Annotated in this window: 16 protein-coding genes; 6 read left to right on the forward strand and 10 right to left on the reverse strand. The window is 60.2% G+C overall.

All coding sequences use genetic code 11. From position 1 onward, the window contains the following. Positions 1–142: 142 nt before the first annotated feature. Together cysZ and ACZ9BB_RS19690 are read left to right on the forward strand one after the other, a co-directional pair. The gene (gene cysZ / locus ACZ9BB_RS19685; RefSeq protein WP_476215519.1) at positions 143–898 is read left to right on the forward strand and encodes a sulfate transporter CysZ; all 756 of its coding nucleotides are present in this window, start codon (positions 143–145) and stop codon (positions 896–898) included. Positions 899–938: 40 nt separating this feature from the next. Then, positions 939–2,165 (forward strand): glycosyltransferase family 4 protein, encoded by a 1,227-nt coding sequence (locus ACZ9BB_RS19690; protein ID WP_476215521.1) that lies wholly within the window; start codon positions 939–941, stop codon positions 2,163–2,165. Between the two features lie 88 nt (positions 2,166–2,253). Here ACZ9BB_RS19690 and ACZ9BB_RS19695 read toward each other — a convergent pair whose 3' ends face one another. The 3 genes from ACZ9BB_RS19695 to ACZ9BB_RS19705 all read right to left on the reverse strand — a co-directional run bounded on the left by ACZ9BB_RS19695 (position 2,254) and on the right by ACZ9BB_RS19705 (position 4,597). After that, entirely contained in the window at positions 2,254–3,357 is a 1,104-nt protein-coding gene (locus tag ACZ9BB_RS19695; RefSeq protein WP_476215523.1) for an NADH:flavin oxidoreductase, read from the reverse strand. A 146-nt stretch (positions 3,358–3,503) separates the two neighbouring features. After that, the gene (locus ACZ9BB_RS19700) at positions 3,504–3,986 is read right to left on the reverse strand and encodes a glutathione peroxidase (protein WP_476215525.1); all 483 of its coding nucleotides are present in this window, start codon (positions 3,984–3,986) and stop codon (positions 3,504–3,506) included. Positions 3,987–4,111: 125 nt separating this feature from the next. Continuing rightward, positions 4,112–4,597, reverse strand: a complete 486-nt coding sequence (locus ACZ9BB_RS19705) for an FKBP-type peptidyl-prolyl cis-trans isomerase (protein WP_476215527.1) — start codon at positions 4,595–4,597, stop codon at positions 4,112–4,114. On the opposite strand from ACZ9BB_RS19705, the gene ACZ9BB_RS19710 reads away from it, so the two are divergent. Genes ACZ9BB_RS19710 through ACZ9BB_RS19720 form a run of 3 tightly spaced genes read left to right on the forward strand, consistent with a single transcriptional unit; the run spans position 4,566 to position 7,973 of the window. Then, on the forward strand, positions 4,566–4,904 hold the full coding sequence (locus ACZ9BB_RS19710; protein WP_476215529.1) for a DUF3565 domain-containing protein: 339 nt from the start codon (positions 4,566–4,568) through the stop codon (positions 4,902–4,904). The two genes, ACZ9BB_RS19705 and ACZ9BB_RS19710, sit on opposite strands and share 32 nt — an antisense overlap. A gap of 60 nt (positions 4,905–4,964) precedes the next feature. Beyond that, entirely contained in the window at positions 4,965–7,064 is a 2,100-nt protein-coding gene (gene pta, locus ACZ9BB_RS19715) for a phosphate acetyltransferase (protein WP_476215530.1), read from the forward strand. Then, positions 7,065–7,973, forward strand: coding sequence for an acyltransferase (locus ACZ9BB_RS19720; protein WP_476215532.1), 909 nt, complete (start codon positions 7,065–7,067; stop codon positions 7,971–7,973). A gap of 181 nt (positions 7,974–8,154) precedes the next feature. Here the strand turns inward: ACZ9BB_RS19720 and cysN are convergent, their stop codons facing one another. The 3 genes from cysN to ACZ9BB_RS19735 all read right to left on the reverse strand — a co-directional run bounded on the left by cysN (position 8,155) and on the right by ACZ9BB_RS19735 (position 11,908). Beyond that, positions 8,155–10,053 carry a sulfate adenylyltransferase subunit CysN gene (cysN, locus tag ACZ9BB_RS19725; RefSeq protein ID WP_476215533.1) on the reverse strand — a complete coding sequence of 633 codons (1,899 nt, stop codon included), beginning with the start codon at positions 10,051–10,053 and terminating at the stop codon, positions 8,155–8,157. Between the two features lie 9 nt (positions 10,054–10,062). Beyond that, on the reverse strand, positions 10,063–10,980 hold the full coding sequence (cysD, locus tag ACZ9BB_RS19730; RefSeq protein WP_007941268.1) for a sulfate adenylyltransferase subunit CysD: 918 nt from the start codon (positions 10,978–10,980) through the stop codon (positions 10,063–10,065). Between the two features lie 169 nt (positions 10,981–11,149). Then, a complete protein-coding gene (locus ACZ9BB_RS19735; RefSeq protein WP_476215536.1) occupies positions 11,150–11,908 on the reverse strand; it encodes a Nif3-like dinuclear metal center hexameric protein in 759 nt (252 codons plus the stop codon). A 103-nt stretch (positions 11,909–12,011) separates the two neighbouring features. Between ACZ9BB_RS19735 and algW the strand changes: the two genes are divergently transcribed. Next, on the forward strand, positions 12,012–13,172 hold the full coding sequence (gene algW / locus ACZ9BB_RS19740; protein WP_476215538.1) for a Do family serine endopeptidase AlgW: 1,161 nt from the start codon (positions 12,012–12,014) through the stop codon (positions 13,170–13,172). 124 nt (positions 13,173–13,296) lie between these two features. On the opposite strand, the gene hisC is transcribed toward algW, so the two are convergent. The 4 genes from hisC to murA form a co-directional block, all read right to left on the reverse strand. Continuing rightward, on the reverse strand, positions 13,297–14,349 hold the full coding sequence (hisC, locus tag ACZ9BB_RS19745) for a histidinol-phosphate transaminase (RefSeq protein WP_476215540.1): 1,053 nt from the start codon (positions 14,347–14,349) through the stop codon (positions 13,297–13,299). A 2-nt stretch (positions 14,350–14,351) separates the two neighbouring features. Further along, entirely contained in the window at positions 14,352–15,677 is a 1,326-nt protein-coding gene (hisD, locus tag ACZ9BB_RS19750) for a histidinol dehydrogenase (protein ID WP_476215541.1), read from the reverse strand. A 124-nt stretch (positions 15,678–15,801) separates the two neighbouring features. Continuing rightward, a complete protein-coding gene (gene hisG, locus ACZ9BB_RS19755) occupies positions 15,802–16,437 on the reverse strand; it encodes an ATP phosphoribosyltransferase (protein WP_476215543.1) in 636 nt (211 codons plus the stop codon). 128 nt (positions 16,438–16,565) lie between these two features. Further along, on the reverse strand, positions 16,566–17,831 hold the full coding sequence (gene murA / locus ACZ9BB_RS19760; RefSeq protein WP_008070575.1) for a UDP-N-acetylglucosamine 1-carboxyvinyltransferase: 1,266 nt from the start codon (positions 17,829–17,831) through the stop codon (positions 16,566–16,568). Positions 17,832–17,840 lie beyond the last annotated feature (9 nt).

Below are 17,840 nucleotides of genomic sequence, written 5' to 3' on the forward strand. Positions count from 1 at the left end.
TCCAGCTCATAGGCGGTCTCTATTCCGTTGCAGTGGACGTATAGACGCCTTTGTTACAGTTAATGTCGATGCCCACGCCGCGCTTTCGCCTCTATGGCAAAGCCGGTAAGGTCGGCGCGTTTCCCCTTTGCTGGAGCTCCTTATGCCCGCCCCTGTTCTGTCCGGCCCGCAATACCTGCGTGAAGGCCTCAAACTGGTCTTGAGCCCAAGCCTGCGCTTGTTTGTGTTGTTGCCGCTGGCGATCAACCTGGTGCTGTTCGTCGGATTGATCTATCTGGCTGGCCATCAGTTCAGCCTGTGGGTCGATACGCTGATGCCGTCCCTGCCCGATTGGCTGAGTTTTCTCAGTTACATCCTGTGGCCGATTTTCGTCGCGCTGGTAGTGCTGATGGTGTTCTTCACCTTCACGATGCTGGCCAACGTCATCGCCGCGCCATTCAATGGCTTCCTCGCGGAGAAAGTTGAGGTGGTGGTGCGCGGCACCGACGACTTCCCGACCTTCAGCTGGGGCGAACTGATCGCCATGATCCCCCGTACCCTGGCCCGGGAAATGCGCAAGCTCGGCTACTTCCTGCCAAGGGCCATCGGGCTGTTCATCCTGTCGTTCATCCCGGTGGTCAACATCATCGCCGCGCCGCTGTGGTTGCTGTTCGGGGTGTGGATGATGGCGATCCAGTACATCGACTACCCGGCGGATAACCATAAACTGGGCTGGAACGAGATGCTCGCCTGGCTGCGGAAGAAGCGCTGGCAGAGTATGAGTTTTGGCGGGATCGTTTACCTGTCGCTACTGATTCCAGTGGTCAACATCCTGATGATGCCGGCGGCCGTGGCCGGTGCGACGCTGTTCTGGGTGCGTGAGCGTGGTGCGGAGAATCTGGTGGCAGAGCGCCGCTGATCGAGTCACAAATCCATCATCCCACCGTCACAATGACGACATGGCCTCAGCCGACACTGAGGTCATGACGACAGCTCTGCATATCACCCTGATCACCGAAACCTTCCCACCGGAAATCAACGGCGTGGCCAATACCCTTGGCCGCTTGTTCGACGGTTTGCGCGCGCGCGGGCATCAGGTCGAGTTGGTGCGGCCACGTCAGGGCGGCGACCTGCTCATGGGCAGCAACGATGAGTTGCTGCTGTGCCGGGGTTGGCCGCTGCCGGGTTATCCCGGCCTGCAATGGGGTCAGTCGTCGATGCACAAGCTGTTGCGGCGCTGGAAGCGCCATCGCCCGGATGTGTTGTACATCGCCACCGAAGGGCCGCTGGGCTTGTCGGCGTTGCGCGCGGCGCGGCGTTTGGGGATTTCGGTGGTCAGTGGCTTTCATACCAATTTTCAACAGTACTCCAGCCAGTACGGCCTCGGCTTGCTGACGCGCATGCTGACCCACTACCTGCGCTGGTTTCACAATCGCTCGACCCTGACCCTGGTACCCAGCACGAGCCAGCGACTGGAACTGGAGCGCCGCAGTTTCGAGCGCCTGGCATTGCTCTCTCGAGGCGTCGACAGTCAGTTGTTTCATCCAGCCAAACGGCTGAAACCGCTGCGCGAGCAATGGGGATTGGCCGAGGATGACATTGCCTTCATCCACGTAGGACGCCTGGCCCCGGAGAAGAATCTTGGCTTGCTCAAGCGCTGCTTCGACACGCTGAAAAAGACTTATCCACAGCGAAACATGAAATTGATTGTGGTCGGTGACGGTCCGCAAAGATCGATTCTGGAGAAAGAACTGCCCGAGGCGATTTTCTGCGGCTCACAACGCGGTGAAGCCTTGGCCAGTCACTATGCGTCGGGGGATGTGTTTCTGTTTCCGAGCCTGACCGAAACCTTCGGCAATGTGGTGCTTGAAGCATTAGCCTCGGGGCTGGGGGTGGTGGCGTACGATCAGGCTGCGGCGGCTCAGCACATTCGCCACGGCTACAACGGCGTGCTGGCAATGCCTGGGGATGAACAGGCATTTTGCGATGCGGCATGTTGGCTGCTGGAGGAGCGCGAAACTTTGCGCTGTGTGCGCCTTAATGCGCGCCAGCATGCGAGCCGTCAGGGTTGGGCGGCGATTATCGAGCAGTTCGAGGGGCAGTTGCGGGGGGCTTGTCACGATCCTCGTGGCGAGGGGGCTTGTCGGAACGCCGCATCGCCCCGTTCGGCTGCGAAGCAGTCGTAAACCCAGCGCACGCCATATGCCTGATGAAACATATTTTCAGGTTTCAGGGCTGCTTCGCGGCCCAACGGGGGCCAGCCCCCTCGCCACATTAAACCAGCGTCATCAGCGCATCACGGCTAAACGGCAGGATGTCCTGCTCCCGACCGTCACGCACTTTCTGCGCCCAGTCCGGGTCCACCAGCAACGCACGCCCCACGGCCACCAAATCGAACTCATCGTTATTCAAACGTTCCAGCAGTTTTTCCAGGCTGGCCGGCTGCGCGATTTTGTCGGTGTTGACCATGAACTGCAGAAACTCGCCGTCCAGACCGACGCTGCCGACGGTGATGGTCGGCTTGCCGGTGAGCTTGCGGGTCCAGCCGGCAAGGTTCAGTTCGCAACCGTCGAACTCCGGTTCCCAGAAGCGCCGTGTCGAGCAGTGGAAAATATCCACGCCGGCGTCGGACAACGGTTTGAGGAATTCGCCCAATGCCTGCGGCGTCTGCACCAGACGGGCGGTGTAATCCTGCTGCTTCCACTGGGAGAAACGGAAGATGATCGGGAAACCCTCACCGACCGCCGCACGCACCGCCTGAATCAATTCAATGGCGAAACGCGACCGGTTGGCCAGGCTGCCACCGTACTCGTCAGTACGCTGGTTGCTGCCTTCCCAGAAAAACTGGTCCACCAGATAACCGTGGGCGCCGTGGATTTCCACGCCGTCCATGCCGATGCTCTGGGCGTCTTTGGCCGCTTGGGCAAATGCGCCAATTACGTCCTGGATATCTTGTTGGGTCATGCCATGAACCACGACCTGGCCGTCCTTCAGTTTTTCCGACGGACCGTAGCCCGGCACGCTGGCATCCGGCTCGGTGCCGATGCGCCGCACGCTGCCCACATGCCATAGCTGCGGAACGATCTTGCCGCCTTCGGCATGCACCGCATCGACGACTTTCTTCCAGCCGGCCAATGCCGCTTCACCGTAGAAGTGCGGCACGTTCGGATAGCCGTTGGAGGCCTTGTGACCGACGGTGGTGCCTTCGGTGATGATCAGGCCAACCCCGGCAGCGGCGCGACGACGGTAGTACTCGATCACTTTGGAATTGGGCACGCCGCCCGGCGAAAAAGAACGAGTCATCGGCGCCATGACAACGCGGGTCGGCAACTCGAGAGCGCCAAGGTGAAAAGGCTTGAACAGGGCTTTGACGGGCATGGGACGCTCCACGGGACATAGTCTTTATGACGGCGATAATATGGAGAGTGCCAAGCATTGAACAGCACTATTGATTTGGGTGATTAAGGATTAAAAGACACAAAGCATTGTAGGAGCGAGCGGTGCCCGCTCCTACAGGAGGGATGTCAGCTCAACGCTTTTTCGATGGCCTGGACAACAGAAGGATCATCCGGCGCCGTGCGTGGAGAGAACCGCGCCAGCACACGACCGTCCTTGCCCAACAGGAATTTTTCGAAGTTCCAGGTGATGTCGCCGGGAAATTCCGCTCCCTCGCCCGCCAACAGTTTGTACAACTGATGACGATCATGACCGTTGACTTCCAGCTTGCTGGACAACGGAAAGGTCACGCCATAGTTGAGGCTGCAAAACGCCTGGATCTCTTGCTCGGTACCCGGTTCCTGCCCGGCAAACTGGTTGCACGGCAAGCCCAGCACGCTGAAACCCCGGCCCTTGAATTGCTGGTAGAGGTTTTCCAGCGCTGCGTACTGTGGGGTCAAGCCACATTTGGAGGCGACGTTGACCACCAGCACGACTTGCCCCTTGAAGGGCGCCAAAGGTAGCTCCTGACCATCCAGGGCTGTCAGTTTAAGGTCGTGAAAAGCACTCATGACGAACTCCAAATTCCTGTGTTCTTCTCGAAACAGCCACTTGGCGGTGCCACCAGGGACAGCCGCGGACTAAAAAAGGCGCCCCTCGGGCGCCTCTCCAGTTCTCGAAAGCTTAGCGCAGAAAATCAGTGGTGATGGCCACCTTCGCCATGGACGTGACCATGAGCGATTTCTTCCTGGCTGGCATCACGGATGTCGACGATCTTGACCTGGAAAGTCAGGCGCTGACCGGCCAACGGGTGGTTGCCGTCGACGGTGACATCGTCGCCGTCCAGATCGCGGATGGTGACGATCTGCATCTGGCCATCCGGAGCGGAAGCGTGGAACTGCATGCCCACTTCCAGCTCATCAACGCCTTCGAACATGCTGCGGCTCAAAGTGCTGACCAGTTCGGCGGAGTATTCGCCGTAGGCATCTTCAGGTTCTACGGTGACTTTCAGGTCGTCACCGACTGCTTTGCCTTCCAGTGCCTTTTCCAGGCCCGGGATGATGTTACCTGCGCCTTGCAGGTAGACCAGCGGCGCGCCGCCGGCGGAACTGTCGATGACCTCACCAGCGTCGTTGGTCAGGGTATAGTCGATGGAGACAGCCTTATTGGCGGCGATCAGCATGGGGCGAGACCTTTTGCATAAGAAAGATGAATGTCCAAGTTTAGCGAAGCAATCGCCCGAAAGCGAACACAACCCTGACAGACGGGGTGCGGCAAAAGGCTCGACGGTCACAGGCTTCCATCAGGATGAAGACGGACACTGGGTGGCCGAGCTTTCCTGCGGCCATACTCAACACCTGCGACATCAGCCGCCGTGGCAATCCCGGGCCTGGGTGATGGACCCTGTGCTACGTCAGGAAAAAATAGGCCAACCCTTTGATTGTGGTTGGTGCGCTCAAGGCTCGGTTAGCGATAACCTTGACGACTGAATATCGGTAGACGACCAGCCATAGGCCGTCACCATTGCCATGCAACTCTAGAGAATCCGCATGCAAACTTTTTTTATCGCACCCACCGATTTTGGTGTGGGTCTGACCTCCATCAGCCTCGGGCTGGTGCGTACGCTTGAACGGGCCGGCCTCAAAGTCGGCTTTTTCAAACCGATAGCCCAGCCGCACCCGGGCGACACCGGACCTGAGCGCTCCACCGAACTGGTGGCCCGTACCCACGGCTTGAAACCGCCTCAGCCGTTGGGCCTGGCCCACGTCGAGCGGATGCTCGGCGACGGCCAGCTGGACGAATTGCTCGAAGAAATCATCACCCTTTATCAGCAAGCCGCTGTCGGCAAGGACGTGCTGATTGTCGAAGGCATGGTCCCGACCCGCAGCGCCAGCTACGCCGCGCGGGTCAACCTGCACTTGGCCAAGAGCCTCGATGCTGATGTGATTCTGGTCTCGGCGCCGGAAAACGAAGTGCTGACCGAGTTGTCCGGCCGAGTGGAATTGCAGGCGCAATTGTTCGGCGGGCCGAAAGACCCGAAAGTCCTCGGCGTGATCCTCAACAAGGTCAAGACCGACGAAAGCATGGAAGCCTTTGCCTCGCGCCTGAAGGAACATTCGCCGTTGCTGCGCAGTGGCGACTTCCGCCTGCTTGGCTGCATCCCGTTCCAGCCCGAACTGAACGCGCCACGCACCCGAGACGTGGCCGACCTGATGGGCGCCCAGGTGCTCAACGCCGGTGACTACGAAAACCGGCGCATGACCAAAATCATCATCTGCGCCCGTACCGTGCGCAACACCGTGGAGCTGCTCAAACCCGGCGTGCTGGTGGTGACCCCAGGCGATCGCGACGACATCATCCTCGCCGTCAGCCTCGCAGCGATGAACGGCGTGCCCCTGGCCGGCCTGTTGCTGACCAGCGACACCCTGCCCGATCCACGCATCATGGATCTGTGCCGTGGCGCCTTGCAGGCCGGCTTGCCGGTGTTGTCGGTCAGTACCGGCTCCTACGACACCGCCAACCAGTTGAACGGTTTGAACAAGGAAATCCCGATCGATGACCGCGAACGTGCGGAAATCATCACCGATTTCGTCGCCAGCCACCTCGATGCCAACTGGCTGCACCAGCGCTGCGGCACGCCACGGGAAATGCGCCTGTCGCCCGCGGTGTTCCGCTATCAACTGATCCAGCGCGCCCAGATTGCCAACAAGCGCATCGTGTTGCCCGAAGGCAGCGAGCCGTTGACCGTGCAGGCCGCGGCGATCTGCCAGGCGCGCGGCATTGCCCGTTGCGTGTTGCTGGCCAAACCGGCGGACGTCGAAGCGGTCGCCCGCGCCCAAGGCATCGAGTTGCCGCCGGGGCTGGAAATCCTCGACCCGGACCTGATCCGCGAGCGCTATGTCGAGCCGATGGTCGCCCTGCGCAAGACTAAAAGCCTCAACGCGCCGATGGCCGAGCAACAACTGGAAGACACCGTGGTGATCGGCACCATGATGCTGGCGCTGGATGAAGTCGACGGGCTGGTGTCCGGGGTCATTCACTCCACCGCCAATACCATCCGCCCGGCCCTGCAACTGATCAAGACCGCGCCGGGCTGCACCCTGGTGTCGTCGGTGTTTTTCATGCTGTTTCCCGAAGAAGTGCTGGTTTACGGCGACTGTGTGATGAACCCGCACCCGAGCGCCAGCGAACTGGCCGAGATTGCCTTGCAAAGCGCCGATTCGGCCGCGGCGTTTGGCATCACGCCGCGTGTGGCGATGATCAGCTATTCCAGCGGTGAGTCGGCCAGTGGCGAAGAAGTCGAGAAGGTTCGCGAAGCGACGTTGCTCGCCCACGAACAACAAAACTCATTGTTGATCGACGGCCCGTTGCAGTACGACGCCGCCGCCAACGAAACCGTGGCCCGGCAACTGGCGCCGAACAGTCAGGTGGCCGGTCGTGCCACGGTGTTCGTGTTCCCCGACCTGAACACCGGCAACACCACCCACAAAGCCGTGCAGCGCAGCGCCGACTGCGTCAGCCTCGGGCCGATGCTGCAAGGCCTGCGCAAACCGGTGAACGATCTGCCGCGCGGCGCGCAAGTCGACGACATCGTCTACACCATCGCATTGACCGCGATTCAAGCTGCCAACCGACCTATGGATGTTTAAATGCTGGATTTTCTACCTGCACCCGTGCGCGGCGTAATCGCCTCGCTGCTGTTGGCGCTGAATACGATTGCCTGCTGCACGCCGCTGTTCGTGGTGGCAATTTTCAAACTGCTGCTGCCCTTCCCCATCGCCCAGCGTTTCACCGACTGGCTGATGGGCCACATCCACGAAACCTGGATCAGCAACAACAAAGCCTGGATGGACCTGCTCGGGCATACGCGCTGGCAGCTCAGCGGGCTGGAAGGCCTGGACTATCAGCACTCGTACCTGATCACCAGCAACCACCAGAGCTGGGTAGACATCATGGTGTTGCAGTACGTGCTCAACCGGCGAATCCGCCCGCTGAAGTTCTTCCTCAAACAGCAACTGATCTGGGTGCCGGTGATCGGTCTGGCGTGGTGGGCGCTGGGCTTTCCGTTCATGAAGCGGTACTCCAAGGCCTATCTGGAAAAGCATCCAGAGAAGAAAGGCAAAGACCTGGAAACCACCCGCAAGACCTGCGACAAGTTCCGCAACAACCCGGTGGGGATTTTCAACTTCGTCGAAGGTACGCGCTTCACCGAAGGCAAGCACATACAGCAGAGCTCACCGTTCCGCTACCTGCTCAAGCCGAAAGCAGGTGGCATTGCCTTCGTGCTGGATGCCATGGGCGACCAGCTGGAAGCCATCGTCAACGTGACCATCCACTATCCGGCCGGGCGTCCGGGTTACTGGGATTTGCTCTGTGGGAACGTGAAGGATGTGGTGGTGCACTTTCAAGAGCTGAAGATTCCACCGCAGTTCGTCGGCAAAAACTACGACCAGGACGGTGTGTATCGGCTCGAGTTTCAGGGTTGGATCAATCAGCTGTGGAATGACAAGGATGCGCTGCTGGGGCAGATGCATCGCGAGTACACCACCAAGGTTTGAGGTGCCTGTACCGGCGTCATCGCGGGCAAGCCCGCTCCCTCAGTGGTTCTGTGTGGAATGCAAATTTTGTGTTCACTAGAGATCCCTGTGGGAGCGGGCTTGCCCGCGATGGCGATCTCAAGAACACAAAAAAACCCGCAGACGATCACTCATCTGCGGGTTTTTTATTTGCAGCTAACGCTTAGATCGCGCCACGCTTGCGCAGCAGATCCAGCACTTGCTTGACGCTTTCTTCCAGCGACAGCGACTGAGTATCGACCACAAGGTCGGCGTCCAGCGGCACGTCGTACGGGAAGGATTCGCCCGGGATGTTATCCCCGGCCGCCGCGTAAAGACCTTGCGGATCACGCTCGGCACACACCGTCGGCGAGGCCTGGACGTAGACCGTCAGCAGACGCTCCTTGCCGATCAGGTCCTTGGCCTGTTCACGACCTTCGGCACTCGGGGCAACGAACGCCGCGAGGGTCAACAGACCGGCTTCGTTGAACTGACGCGCAACATGCGCCGCACGACGCCAGTTCTCGGTACGCCCGGAGCGATCCTGCGGCAGACCTTTGTTCAGGTCGTGACGCAGGTTCTGGCCATCGAGCACAAACACCGCGCGCCCCATGTCGAACAGCTTGCGTTCAACCGCATACGCCAGAGTGCTTTTGCCAGCGCCCGACAGGCCGCTGAACAACACGGTGGCCGGTTGCTGGCCGAAGCGTTGGGCGCGCTCTTCGGTGGCTACATGGGCAAGCTTGCCGTGGTGAGTGCTGCTGCCATGGCTCAACGGCTGGGCGATGATCATGCCGGCCGCGACCGTGCCGTTGGTCAGTCGATCGATGACGATGAACGAACCGGTGGTGCGGTTGCTGTCGTAACCGTCCAGTGCGATGGCTGCGTCGAGGCTGATCTTGACCCGACCGATCTCGTTCAACTGCAAGGCGCTGGCCGGACCTTCGGCCAACGTATTCACGTCCACGCGATTGACGATGCTGGTGATCGAACCCGGCACGTAAGTCGTGGCGCGCTTGATGTCGTATTTCTTGCCCGGCAGCATCGGTTCTTCGGCCATCCACACCAGCATGGCGTCGAAGGCATCGGTCACTTGCGGCTGGTTGTCGGCATGCACCAGCAAGTCGCCGCGGGAGATGTCGATCTCGTCTTCCATGGTCAGCGTCACCGCTTGACCAGGGCCTGCGTGTTCCAGCTCACCTTCGAAGGTGACAATGGATTTCACGCGGCTGCTCTTGCCCGACGGCAACACAACGACTTCGTCGCCCTTGTGCACGATGCCGCTGGCCAGGGTGCCGGCGAAACCACGGAAGTTCAGGTTCGGACGGTTGACGTACTGCACCGGGAAACGCAGGTCGGTGTAGTTGCGGTCGCTGGCGATTTCGACGGTTTCGAGGATTTCCATCAGCGACTGGCCGGTGTACCACGGCGAGCGCTCGGACTTGTTCACCACGTTGTCGCCCTTGAGCGCGGACATCGGCACGAACGCCATAGTGCTCGGCTTGAACGCGATGCCTTCGGCGAACTTCAGGTAATCGGCCTTGATCGACTCGAACACGCTTTCGTCGAAGCCGTTGAGGTCCATCTTGTTGATGGCGACAACGATGTGCTTGATGCCCAGCAACGAGGCGATAAAGCTGTGGCGACGGGTCTGGGTCTGCACGCCGTAACGGGCATCGACCAGGATGATCGCCAGGTCACAGGTGGAGGCACCGGTGGCCATGTTGCGGGTGTACTGCTCATGGCCGGGGGTATCGGCGATGATGAATTTGCGCTTGGCGGTGGAGAAATAGCGGTAGGCGACATCGATGGTGATGCCCTGCTCACGCTCGGCCTGCAAGCCGTCGACCAGCAATGCCAGGTCGATGTCTTCGCCAGTGGTGCCGACTTTTTTCGAGTCGCGGGTGATGGCTTCCAGGTGATCTTCGTAGATCATTTTGGAGTCGTGCAGCAGGCGCCCGATCAGGGTGCTCTTGCCGTCGTCGACGTTGCCACAGGTCAGAAAGCGCAGCATTTCCTTGCGTTCATGCTGGCCCAGGTAGGCGAGGATGTCCTCGCTGATCAAATCAGATGCGTGCGACATGACAACCCCTTAGAAATAACCCTGACGTTTCTTTTCTTCCATCGAGCCTGCGCCATCGTGATCGATGACCCGGCCCTGGCGTTCGGAAGTTCGCGTCAGGAGCATTTCCTGAATGATGTCGGTCAGGCTGGTGGCCTCGGACTCGACCGCACCGGTCAACGGGTAATCGCCGAGCGTACGGAAGCGGACCTTTTTCTTGACGATGCGTGCCTTGTCTTCGTCGCTCAGGTGATTGAGCAGGCGTTCGTCGTCGATCATGATCCAGGTGCCGTTCATCTCGATGACATCGCGTTCGGCGGCGAAATACAGCGGCACGATCGGGATGCCTTCCAGGTAGATGTACTGCCAGATGTCCAGCTCGGTCCAGTTCGACAACGGGAATACGCGGATCGATTCGCCCTTGTTGACCTTGCCGTTGTAGACGTTCCACAGCTCCGGGCGCTGGTTTTTCGGGTCCCAGCGGTGCTTGCTGTCGCGGAAGGAATACACGCGCTCTTTGGCACGGGACTTCTCTTCGTCGCGACGGGCGCCACCGAATGCCGCGTCGAAGCCGTACTTGTCGAGAGCCTGCTTGAGGCCTTCGGTCTTCATGATATCGGTGTGCTTGGCACTACCGTGGGTGAGCGGGTTGATGCCCTGCGCAACACCCTCGGGATTGACGTGCACCAGCAGGTCCAGGCCGAGCTCTTCGACCATGCGGTCGCGGAACGCGTACATTTCCTTGAACTTCCACTGGGTGTCGACGTGCATCACCGGAAACGGAAGTTTGCCCGGGAAGAATGCCTTGCGTGCCAGGTGCAGCATCACGGCGGAGTCTTTACCGACGGAGTACAGCATCACCGGGTTATCGAACTCGGCGGCGACCTCGCGGATGATGTGGATGCTTTCGGCCTCCAGCTGTTTCAGATGCGTCAGTTTGTCGACCATGGCTACTCACGAAAACGATCTTATGGACGGCCTGCGGGCCGTGTTCGAGCGGGGAATCCTAGCACAGCGACCTCTTCTAATCAGGACGCAAGCTAGATCGAAAGGGTATATGAATATACCCCCTCGTTTGGGCTATTCCCCTGTAGGGCAACCCCATTCAGTTTTGAAATCAAATAGGGTTCGGGCAATCGATGAAGATGTGCTCGAGGGCGAAACGTCGCGCCAGATAATCCCCCAATGCCTGCACACCGTAACGCTCGGTGGCGTGGTGGCCGGCGGCGATGAAGCTGATGTCGTTTTCCCGGGCACTGTGGAATGTCTGCTCGGAGGCTTCGCCGCTGAGGTACAGGTCGACGCCAGCCAACACCGCCTGATCAATGTACCCCTGGCCGCCACCGGTGCACCAGCCGACCCGACGAATCATCTCGCTGCCTTCGATCAGCAACGGCTCGCGTCCCATGACCTCCTGCACGCGGCGAGCAAAATCGCGAGGGGTCATCGCTTCGCTCAACGAGCCGACCAGGCCAACGACTTTCAGATTGTCCGGGTCCAGCGGGCCTTCGACAGTAATGTCCAGTTGCCGGGCAAGCTGCACGTTATTACCGACTTCCGGGTGCAGATCCAGCGGCAAGTGATAGGACAGCAGGCTGATATCGTGCTTGAGCAGGGTTTTCAACCGGCGCTGCTTCATGCCGGTGATGCACGGGTTCTCGCCTTTCCAGAAATAGCCGTGATGCACCAGCACCAAGTCGGCCTGGGCCTCCACCGCCGCGTCCAGCAAAGCCTGACTGGCGGTAACACCGCTGACGATGCGCGTCACTTGTGGTCGGCCTTCGACCTGCAGACCGTTGGGGCAGTAATCGGCGATCTTCATACTGGCAAGATAACGGTCGGCTTCTTCGACCAGGGTGTTCAGGGCGACGGCCATAAAAGACTCCTAAATATCCCGTTCAGAGGCGCGCGCGGCCTCGTATAATGCGCGACATTATGGGCGGTCTCATACCGCCTGCAACCTCTGTAGGACATGCTTAATGCTCAAGGCGCTGCGTTTTTCCGGTTGGCCGCTGTTGGCCGGCGTGCTTATCGCTCTATTGATTATGCAGCGTTACCCGGAGTGGGTCGGGTTACCGAGCCTGGACGTCAACCTGCAACAAGCCCCGCAAACCCTCGGCCTGCAGCAAGGCCCGGTGTCCTATGCCGACGCGGTGACCACGGCTGCACCGTCGGTGGTCAACCTGTACACCACCAAAGTGGTCAACAAGCCCAGCCATCCGCTGTTCGAAGATCCGCAGTTCCGCCGCTTCTTCGGCGACAACTCGCCCAAGCAGAAGCGCATGGAGTCGAGCCTCGGTTCAGGCGTGATCATGAGCCCGGAAGGTTACCTGCTGACCAACAACCATGTGACCAGTGGTGCCGACCAGATCGTGGTGGCGCTCAAGGATGGTCGTGAAACCCTGGCCCGGGTCATCGGCAGCGACCCGGAAACCGACCTCGCGGTATTGAAGATTGACCTGAAAAACCTTCCGTCGATCACCGTCGGCCGTTCCGACAATATCCGCATCGGCGACGTGGCCCTGGCCATCGGCAACCCGTTCGGCGTCGGCCAGACCGTGACCATGGGCATCATCAGCGCCACCGGGCGCAATCAGCTCGGGCTGAACAATTACGAAGATTTCATCCAGACCGACGCCGCGATCAACCCCGGCAACTCAGGTGGTGCGTTGGTGGACGCCAATGGCAACCTGACCGGCATCAACACGGCGATCTTCTCCAAGTCTGGCGGTTCTCAGGGCATCGGCTTCGCGATCCCGGTCAAACTGGCGATGGAAGTGATGAAGTCGATCATCGAACACGGCCAGGTGATTCGCGGCTGGCTCGGCATCGAAGTACAACCGTTGAGTCAGGAACTGGCGGAATCGTTTGGTCTGTCGGGACGTCCGGGAATTGTGGTCGCGGGGATTTTCCGTGACGGCCCGGCGCAGAAGGCCGGCCTGCAACTGGGCGACGTGATCCTCAGCATCGACGGTGAACCGGCCGGCGACGGTCGCCGCTCGATGAACCAGGTGGCACGGATCAAGCCGACCGACAAGGTCACGATCCAGGTCATGCGCAACGGCAAAGAACTCAAGCTCACGGCAGAAATCGGCCTGCGTCCACCGCCTGCGCCGATCAAGGAAAAAGAAGAAGAGTAGTCGCCAACACCCAAAACCCTGTGGGAGCGTGGCTTGCCCGCGATGGGAACGCCGCGGTGTATCAGGTACACCGCGTCATCGTTCATCGCGGGCAAGCCACGCTCCCACAGGACCGAGGCGTGTTCTAGAGGTCGCCGAGGCCGTCGATCAGTGCTTGATTCTGCTCCGGCGCGCCGATGGAGATACGCAGGAACTGGGCAATCCGTTCTTGCTTGAAGTGCCGAACGATGACGCCTTGTTCGCGCAACTTCGCCGCCAGCCCTGCCGCATCGTGCTTCGGGTGACGGGCGAAAATGAAGTTCGCCGCCGACGGCAATACCTCGAACCCCTTCGCTTCCAACTGTGCGATCACCTTCTCGCGACTCTCGATGACCAACCGGCAGGTCTTGTCGAAATACTCGCGATCCTCGAACGCCGCTGCCGCCCCCACAATCGCCAGACGATCCAGCGGGTAGGAGTTGAAGCTGTTCTTGATCCGCTCCAGCGCCTCGATCAGGTCAGGATGCCCCACCGCCAGACCAACCCGCAGGCCCGCCAGCGAACGGGACTTGGACAGGGTCTGAGTCACCAACAGGTTCGGATAACGGTCCACCAGCGTAATCGCCGTTTCACCACCGAAATCGATGTAGGCCTCATCCACCACGACCACCGAATCCGGGCTGGCCTTGAGGATTTGCTCAACCGCATCCAGCGCCAGCAGGCAACCGGTCGGTGCGTTCGGGTTCGGGAAGATGATCCCGCCGTTCGGCTTGGCATAGTCCGCTGGATTGATCTGGAACTGCTCGTTCAGCGGCACCGCGTCGTACGCAATGCCGTACAACCCGCAGTAGACCGGGTAGAAGCTGTAACTGATGTCCGGGAACAGCAGCGGCTTATCGTGTTGCAGCAAGCCGTGAAAGATATGCGCCAGCACTTCATCGGAACCGTTGCCGAGGAACACCTGATTACCCTGCACGCCGTAATACTTGGCAACGGCTTGTTTGAGCACATCGCTGTTCGGGTCCGGATACAAACGCAGGTTGTCGTTCAGTTCGGTTTGCATCGCCGCCAAGGCTTTAGGCGACGGGCCGTACGGGTTTTCGTTGGTGTTGAGCTTGACCAGTTTCGCCAGCTTCGGTTGCTCGCCCGGGACGTAAGGCACCAGGCTCTTGACGAAGGGACTCCAGAATTTACTCATGTTCAGTTGCCCTTCTTATCGTCAACGATACGGTATTCGGCGCTGCGGGCGTGGGCGGTCAGCGACTCGCCACGGGCCAGCACGGAAGCGGTTTTGCCCAGTTCGGACGCACCCTGCTCGGAGCAGAAGATGATCGACGACCGTTTCTGGAAGTCATAAACACCCAGCGGCGAAGAGAAGCGCGCGGTGCCGGAGGTCGGCAGCACGTGGTTCGGGCCAGCGCAGTAGTCGCCCAGCGCTTCGGACGTGTGGCGGCCCATGAAGATCGCGCCAGCGTGGCGGATCTGCGGCAGCCAGGCCTGCGGGTCGGCAACCGACAACTCCAGGTGTTCCGGCGCGATACGGTTGGCAACTTCAATCGCTTGTTCCATGTCGCGAACCTTGATCAGCGCACCCCGACCATTGATCGAGGTTTCGATGATCTCGGCGCGTTCCATAGTCGGCAGCAATTTGGCGATGCTCGCAGCGACCTTGTCGAGGAACTCAGCGTCCGGACTGACCAGAATCGCCTGGGCGTCTTCGTCGTGCTCGGCCTGGGAGAACAGGTCCATGGCGATCCAGTCCGGATCGGTCTGGCCGTCACACACCACCAGAATCTCCGACGGGCCGGCGATCATGTCGATGCCGACCTGGCCGAACACGTGGCGCTTGGCAGTGGCGACATAGATGTTGCCAGGCCCCACCACTTTGTCGACCTTCGGCACGCTTTCGGTGCCGTAGGCCAGCGCAGCAACTGCCTGGGCGCCACCAATGGTGAACACCCGGTCGACGCCGGCGATGCAGGCCGCGGCCAGCACCAGTTCGTTGACTTCACCGCGCGGGGTCGGCACGACCATAACCACTTCGGTCACACCTGCCACCTTGGCCGGAATCGCGTTCATCAGCACCGATGAGGGGTACGACGCCTTGCCGCCCGGCACATACAGACCGGCGCGATCCAGCGGCGTGACCTTCTGGCCCAGCACCGTGCCGTCAGCTTCGGTGTAGCTCCAGGAGTCCTGTTTCTGTTTCTCGTGGTAGCTGCGCACGCGGGTCGCGGCTTTTTCCAGCGCTTCACGCTGAGGCACAGTGATTCGGGTCAATGCCAGTTCCAGGCGTTCGCGCGGCAGGATCAGGTCTGCCATGGACGCCACTTGCAGGCCGTCGAACTTCTGGGTGAATTCCACCAACGCCGCGTCGCCACGTTCGCGCACAGCCTTGATGATGTCCAGCACCCGCTGATTGACCGAGTCGTCAGACACACTTTCCCAGCTCAGCAGATGATCCAGATGATGTGCGAAATCCGGGTCAGCAGCGTTGAGTCGGCGAATTGCAGTCGGTGCGGTCATAGCGAGAGCCTCATAGGATTGGCAAAAACTCAGGCGCCCGAAGCTAACATTCGATCCGCTTGGGCACCTGAGAATTCTGGCTATGAGGCGGATAGACGGCGCGCCTTGCGGTCGCGCAGGTGAATCAGCCGCGGTGTCGAGACTCCACTGCCTTGCGCAGGGTGTCGATCAACGCCTGGATACGGGCATGCTGCATTTTCATCGATGCTTTGTTGACGATCAGCCGCGAGCTGATGGCAGCAATGAATTCCTGTGGCTCCAGGCCGTTGGCCCGCAGCGTGTTACCGGTGTCGACCACGTCGATGATCTTGTCTGCCAGACCGATCAGCGGCGCCAGTTCCATCGAGCCGTAAAGCTTGATGATGTCGACCTGACGGCCCTGTTCGGCATAGTAGCGCTTGGCGACATTGACGAACTTGGTGGCGATGCGCAGACGGCCCTTGGGCTCGATCGCACCGACTTTGCCGGCCGTCATCAGCTTGCACTGAGCGATTTGCAGGTCCAGCGGTTCGTACAGACCCTGGCCGCCGTATTCCATCAGCACGTCTTTACCGGCGACGCCCAGGTCGGCGGCACCATGCTCGACATAGGTCGGAACATCGGTGGCACGCACGATCAGCAAGCGCACATCGGCCTGGGTCGTGGGGATGATCAGCTTGCGGCTCTTGTCCGGATTCTCGGTCGGCACGATGCCCGCTTCAGCCAGAAGCGGCAGGGTGTCGTCAAGGATGCGGCCCTTGGACAGTGCGATAGTCAACATGGGAAACGTCAGTCCTTATCAAGGTACTCATGTCCGGTCGCAAACGGCGCCGGACACACATCGAGCCTGAAACAGGCTCGACTTGAAACGAATTCAACGGGCGCGTCCCTGCGCCCATGCAGCAGAAACTAGCCCGGTACGCGGCGGATCTTGGCGCCAAGCATCTGCAGTTTCTCTTCGATGCACTCGTAACCACGGTCGATGTGGTAGATGCGGTCGATGAGGGTATCGCCTTCGGCGATCAGCGCCGAGATCACCAGGCTGGCCGAAGCACGCAGGTCGGTGGCCATCACTGGCGCGCCCTTGAGCTTTTCGATGCCGGTAACGATGGCGGTGTTGCCTTCGACCTGGATGTGAGCGCCCATGCGGTGCAGTTCGTAAACGTGCATGAAGCGATTTTCGAAGATCGTCTCGATCACCGCACCAGTGCCTTCGGCAATGGCGTTGAGGGAGATGAACTGCGCCTGCATGTCGGTCGGGAACGCTGGGTATGGAGCGGTCCGCACGTTAACGGCTTTTGGCCGCTTGCCATGCATGTTCAGCTCGATCCAGTCTTCGCCGCAGGTGATTTCAGCACCCGATTCACGGAGCTTTTCCAGAACGGCTTCAAGGATGGTCGGATCGGTATCCTTGACCTTCACACGCCCGCCGGTTACCGCTGCCGCCACCAGATAGGTGCCGGTTTCGATACGGTCAGGCATCACTTTGTAAGTGGTGGTGTGCAGACGCTCGACGCCATCAATGGTGATGGTGTCGGTGCCGGCACCGGAAACCTTCGCGCCCATGGCGTTCAGGAAGTTCGCCAGGTCGACGACTTCAGGCTCGCGAGCGGCGTTAGCCAGAACGCTGCGGCCCTTGGCCAGAGCGGCCGCCATCATGATGTTCTCGGTACCGGTCACGCTGACGGTATCGAAGAAGAAGTGCGCACCGCGCAAGCCGCCTTCAGGAGCCTTGGCCTTGATGTAGCCACCTTCGACGTCGATGACCGCGCCCATGGCTTCAAGACCACGGATGTGCAGGTCGACCGGACGCGAACCGATGGCGCAACCGCCAGGCAATGCGACTTCGGCTTCACCGAAACGGGCAACCATCGGGCCCAGTACCAGGATCGACGCACGCATGGTTTTCACCAGTTCGTACGGCGCGATCAGGGTCTTGATGGTACGTGGGTCGATTTCGACGCTGAGCTTCTCGTCGATCACCGGCTCAATGCCCATCCGACCGAACAGCTCGATCATGGTGGTGATGTCGTGCAGGTGCGGCAAGTTGGCCACGGTCACCGGGCCATCGCACAGCAAGGTGGCAGCCAGGATCGGCAGGGCAGAGTTCTTTGCCCCGGAGATGCGGATCTCGCCATCAAGACGAGCGCCACCGGTAATAATCAATTTATCCATAAGAATCTC

This window comes from Pseudomonas sp. TE3552 (assembly GCF_056278945.1).

What these genes read in the sequence shown, in the direction of transcription:
- ACZ9BB_RS19700 (WP_476215525.1), bottom strand. Translation starts at nt 3,986, where the DNA reads ATGAGTGCTTTTCACGACCTTAAACTGACAGCCCTGGATGGTCAGGAG.
- hisD (WP_476215541.1), bottom strand. Translation starts at nt 15,677, where the DNA reads ATGACCGCACCGACTGCAATTCGCCGACTCAACGCTGCTGACCCGGAT.
- ACZ9BB_RS19735 (WP_476215536.1), bottom strand. Translation starts at nt 11,908, where the DNA reads ATGGCCGTCGCCCTGAACACCCTGGTCGAAGAAGCCGACCGTTATCTT.
- pta (WP_476215530.1), top strand. Translation starts at nt 4,965, where the DNA reads ATGCAAACTTTTTTTATCGCACCCACCGATTTTGGTGTGGGTCTGACC.
- cysZ (WP_476215519.1), top strand. Translation starts at nt 143, where the DNA reads ATGCCCGCCCCTGTTCTGTCCGGCCCGCAATACCTGCGTGAAGGCCTC.
- ACZ9BB_RS19695 (WP_476215523.1), bottom strand. Translation starts at nt 3,357, where the DNA reads ATGCCCGTCAAAGCCCTGTTCAAGCCTTTTCACCTTGGCGCTCTCGAG.
- ACZ9BB_RS19720 (WP_476215532.1), top strand. Translation starts at nt 7,065, where the DNA reads ATGCTGGATTTTCTACCTGCACCCGTGCGCGGCGTAATCGCCTCGCTG.
- ACZ9BB_RS19690 (WP_476215521.1), top strand. Translation starts at nt 939, where the DNA reads ATGGCCTCAGCCGACACTGAGGTCATGACGACAGCTCTGCATATCACC.
- hisG (WP_476215543.1), bottom strand. Translation starts at nt 16,437, where the DNA reads ATGTTGACTATCGCACTGTCCAAGGGCCGCATCCTTGACGACACCCTG.
- algW (WP_476215538.1), top strand. Translation starts at nt 12,012, where the DNA reads ATGCTCAAGGCGCTGCGTTTTTCCGGTTGGCCGCTGTTGGCCGGCGTG.
- ACZ9BB_RS19710 (WP_476215529.1), top strand. Translation starts at nt 4,566, where the DNA reads ATGGAGACAGCCTTATTGGCGGCGATCAGCATGGGGCGAGACCTTTTG.
- cysD (WP_007941268.1), bottom strand. Translation starts at nt 10,980, where the DNA reads ATGGTCGACAAACTGACGCATCTGAAACAGCTGGAGGCCGAAAGCATC.
- hisC (WP_476215540.1), bottom strand. Translation starts at nt 14,349, where the DNA reads ATGAGTAAATTCTGGAGTCCCTTCGTCAAGAGCCTGGTGCCTTACGTC.
- cysN (WP_476215533.1), bottom strand. Translation starts at nt 10,053, where the DNA reads ATGTCGCACGCATCTGATTTGATCAGCGAGGACATCCTCGCCTACCTG.
- ACZ9BB_RS19705 (WP_476215527.1), bottom strand. Translation starts at nt 4,597, where the DNA reads ATGCTGATCGCCGCCAATAAGGCTGTCTCCATCGACTATACCCTGACC.
- murA (WP_008070575.1), bottom strand. Translation starts at nt 17,831, where the DNA reads ATGGATAAATTGATTATTACCGGTGGCGCTCGTCTTGATGGCGAGATC.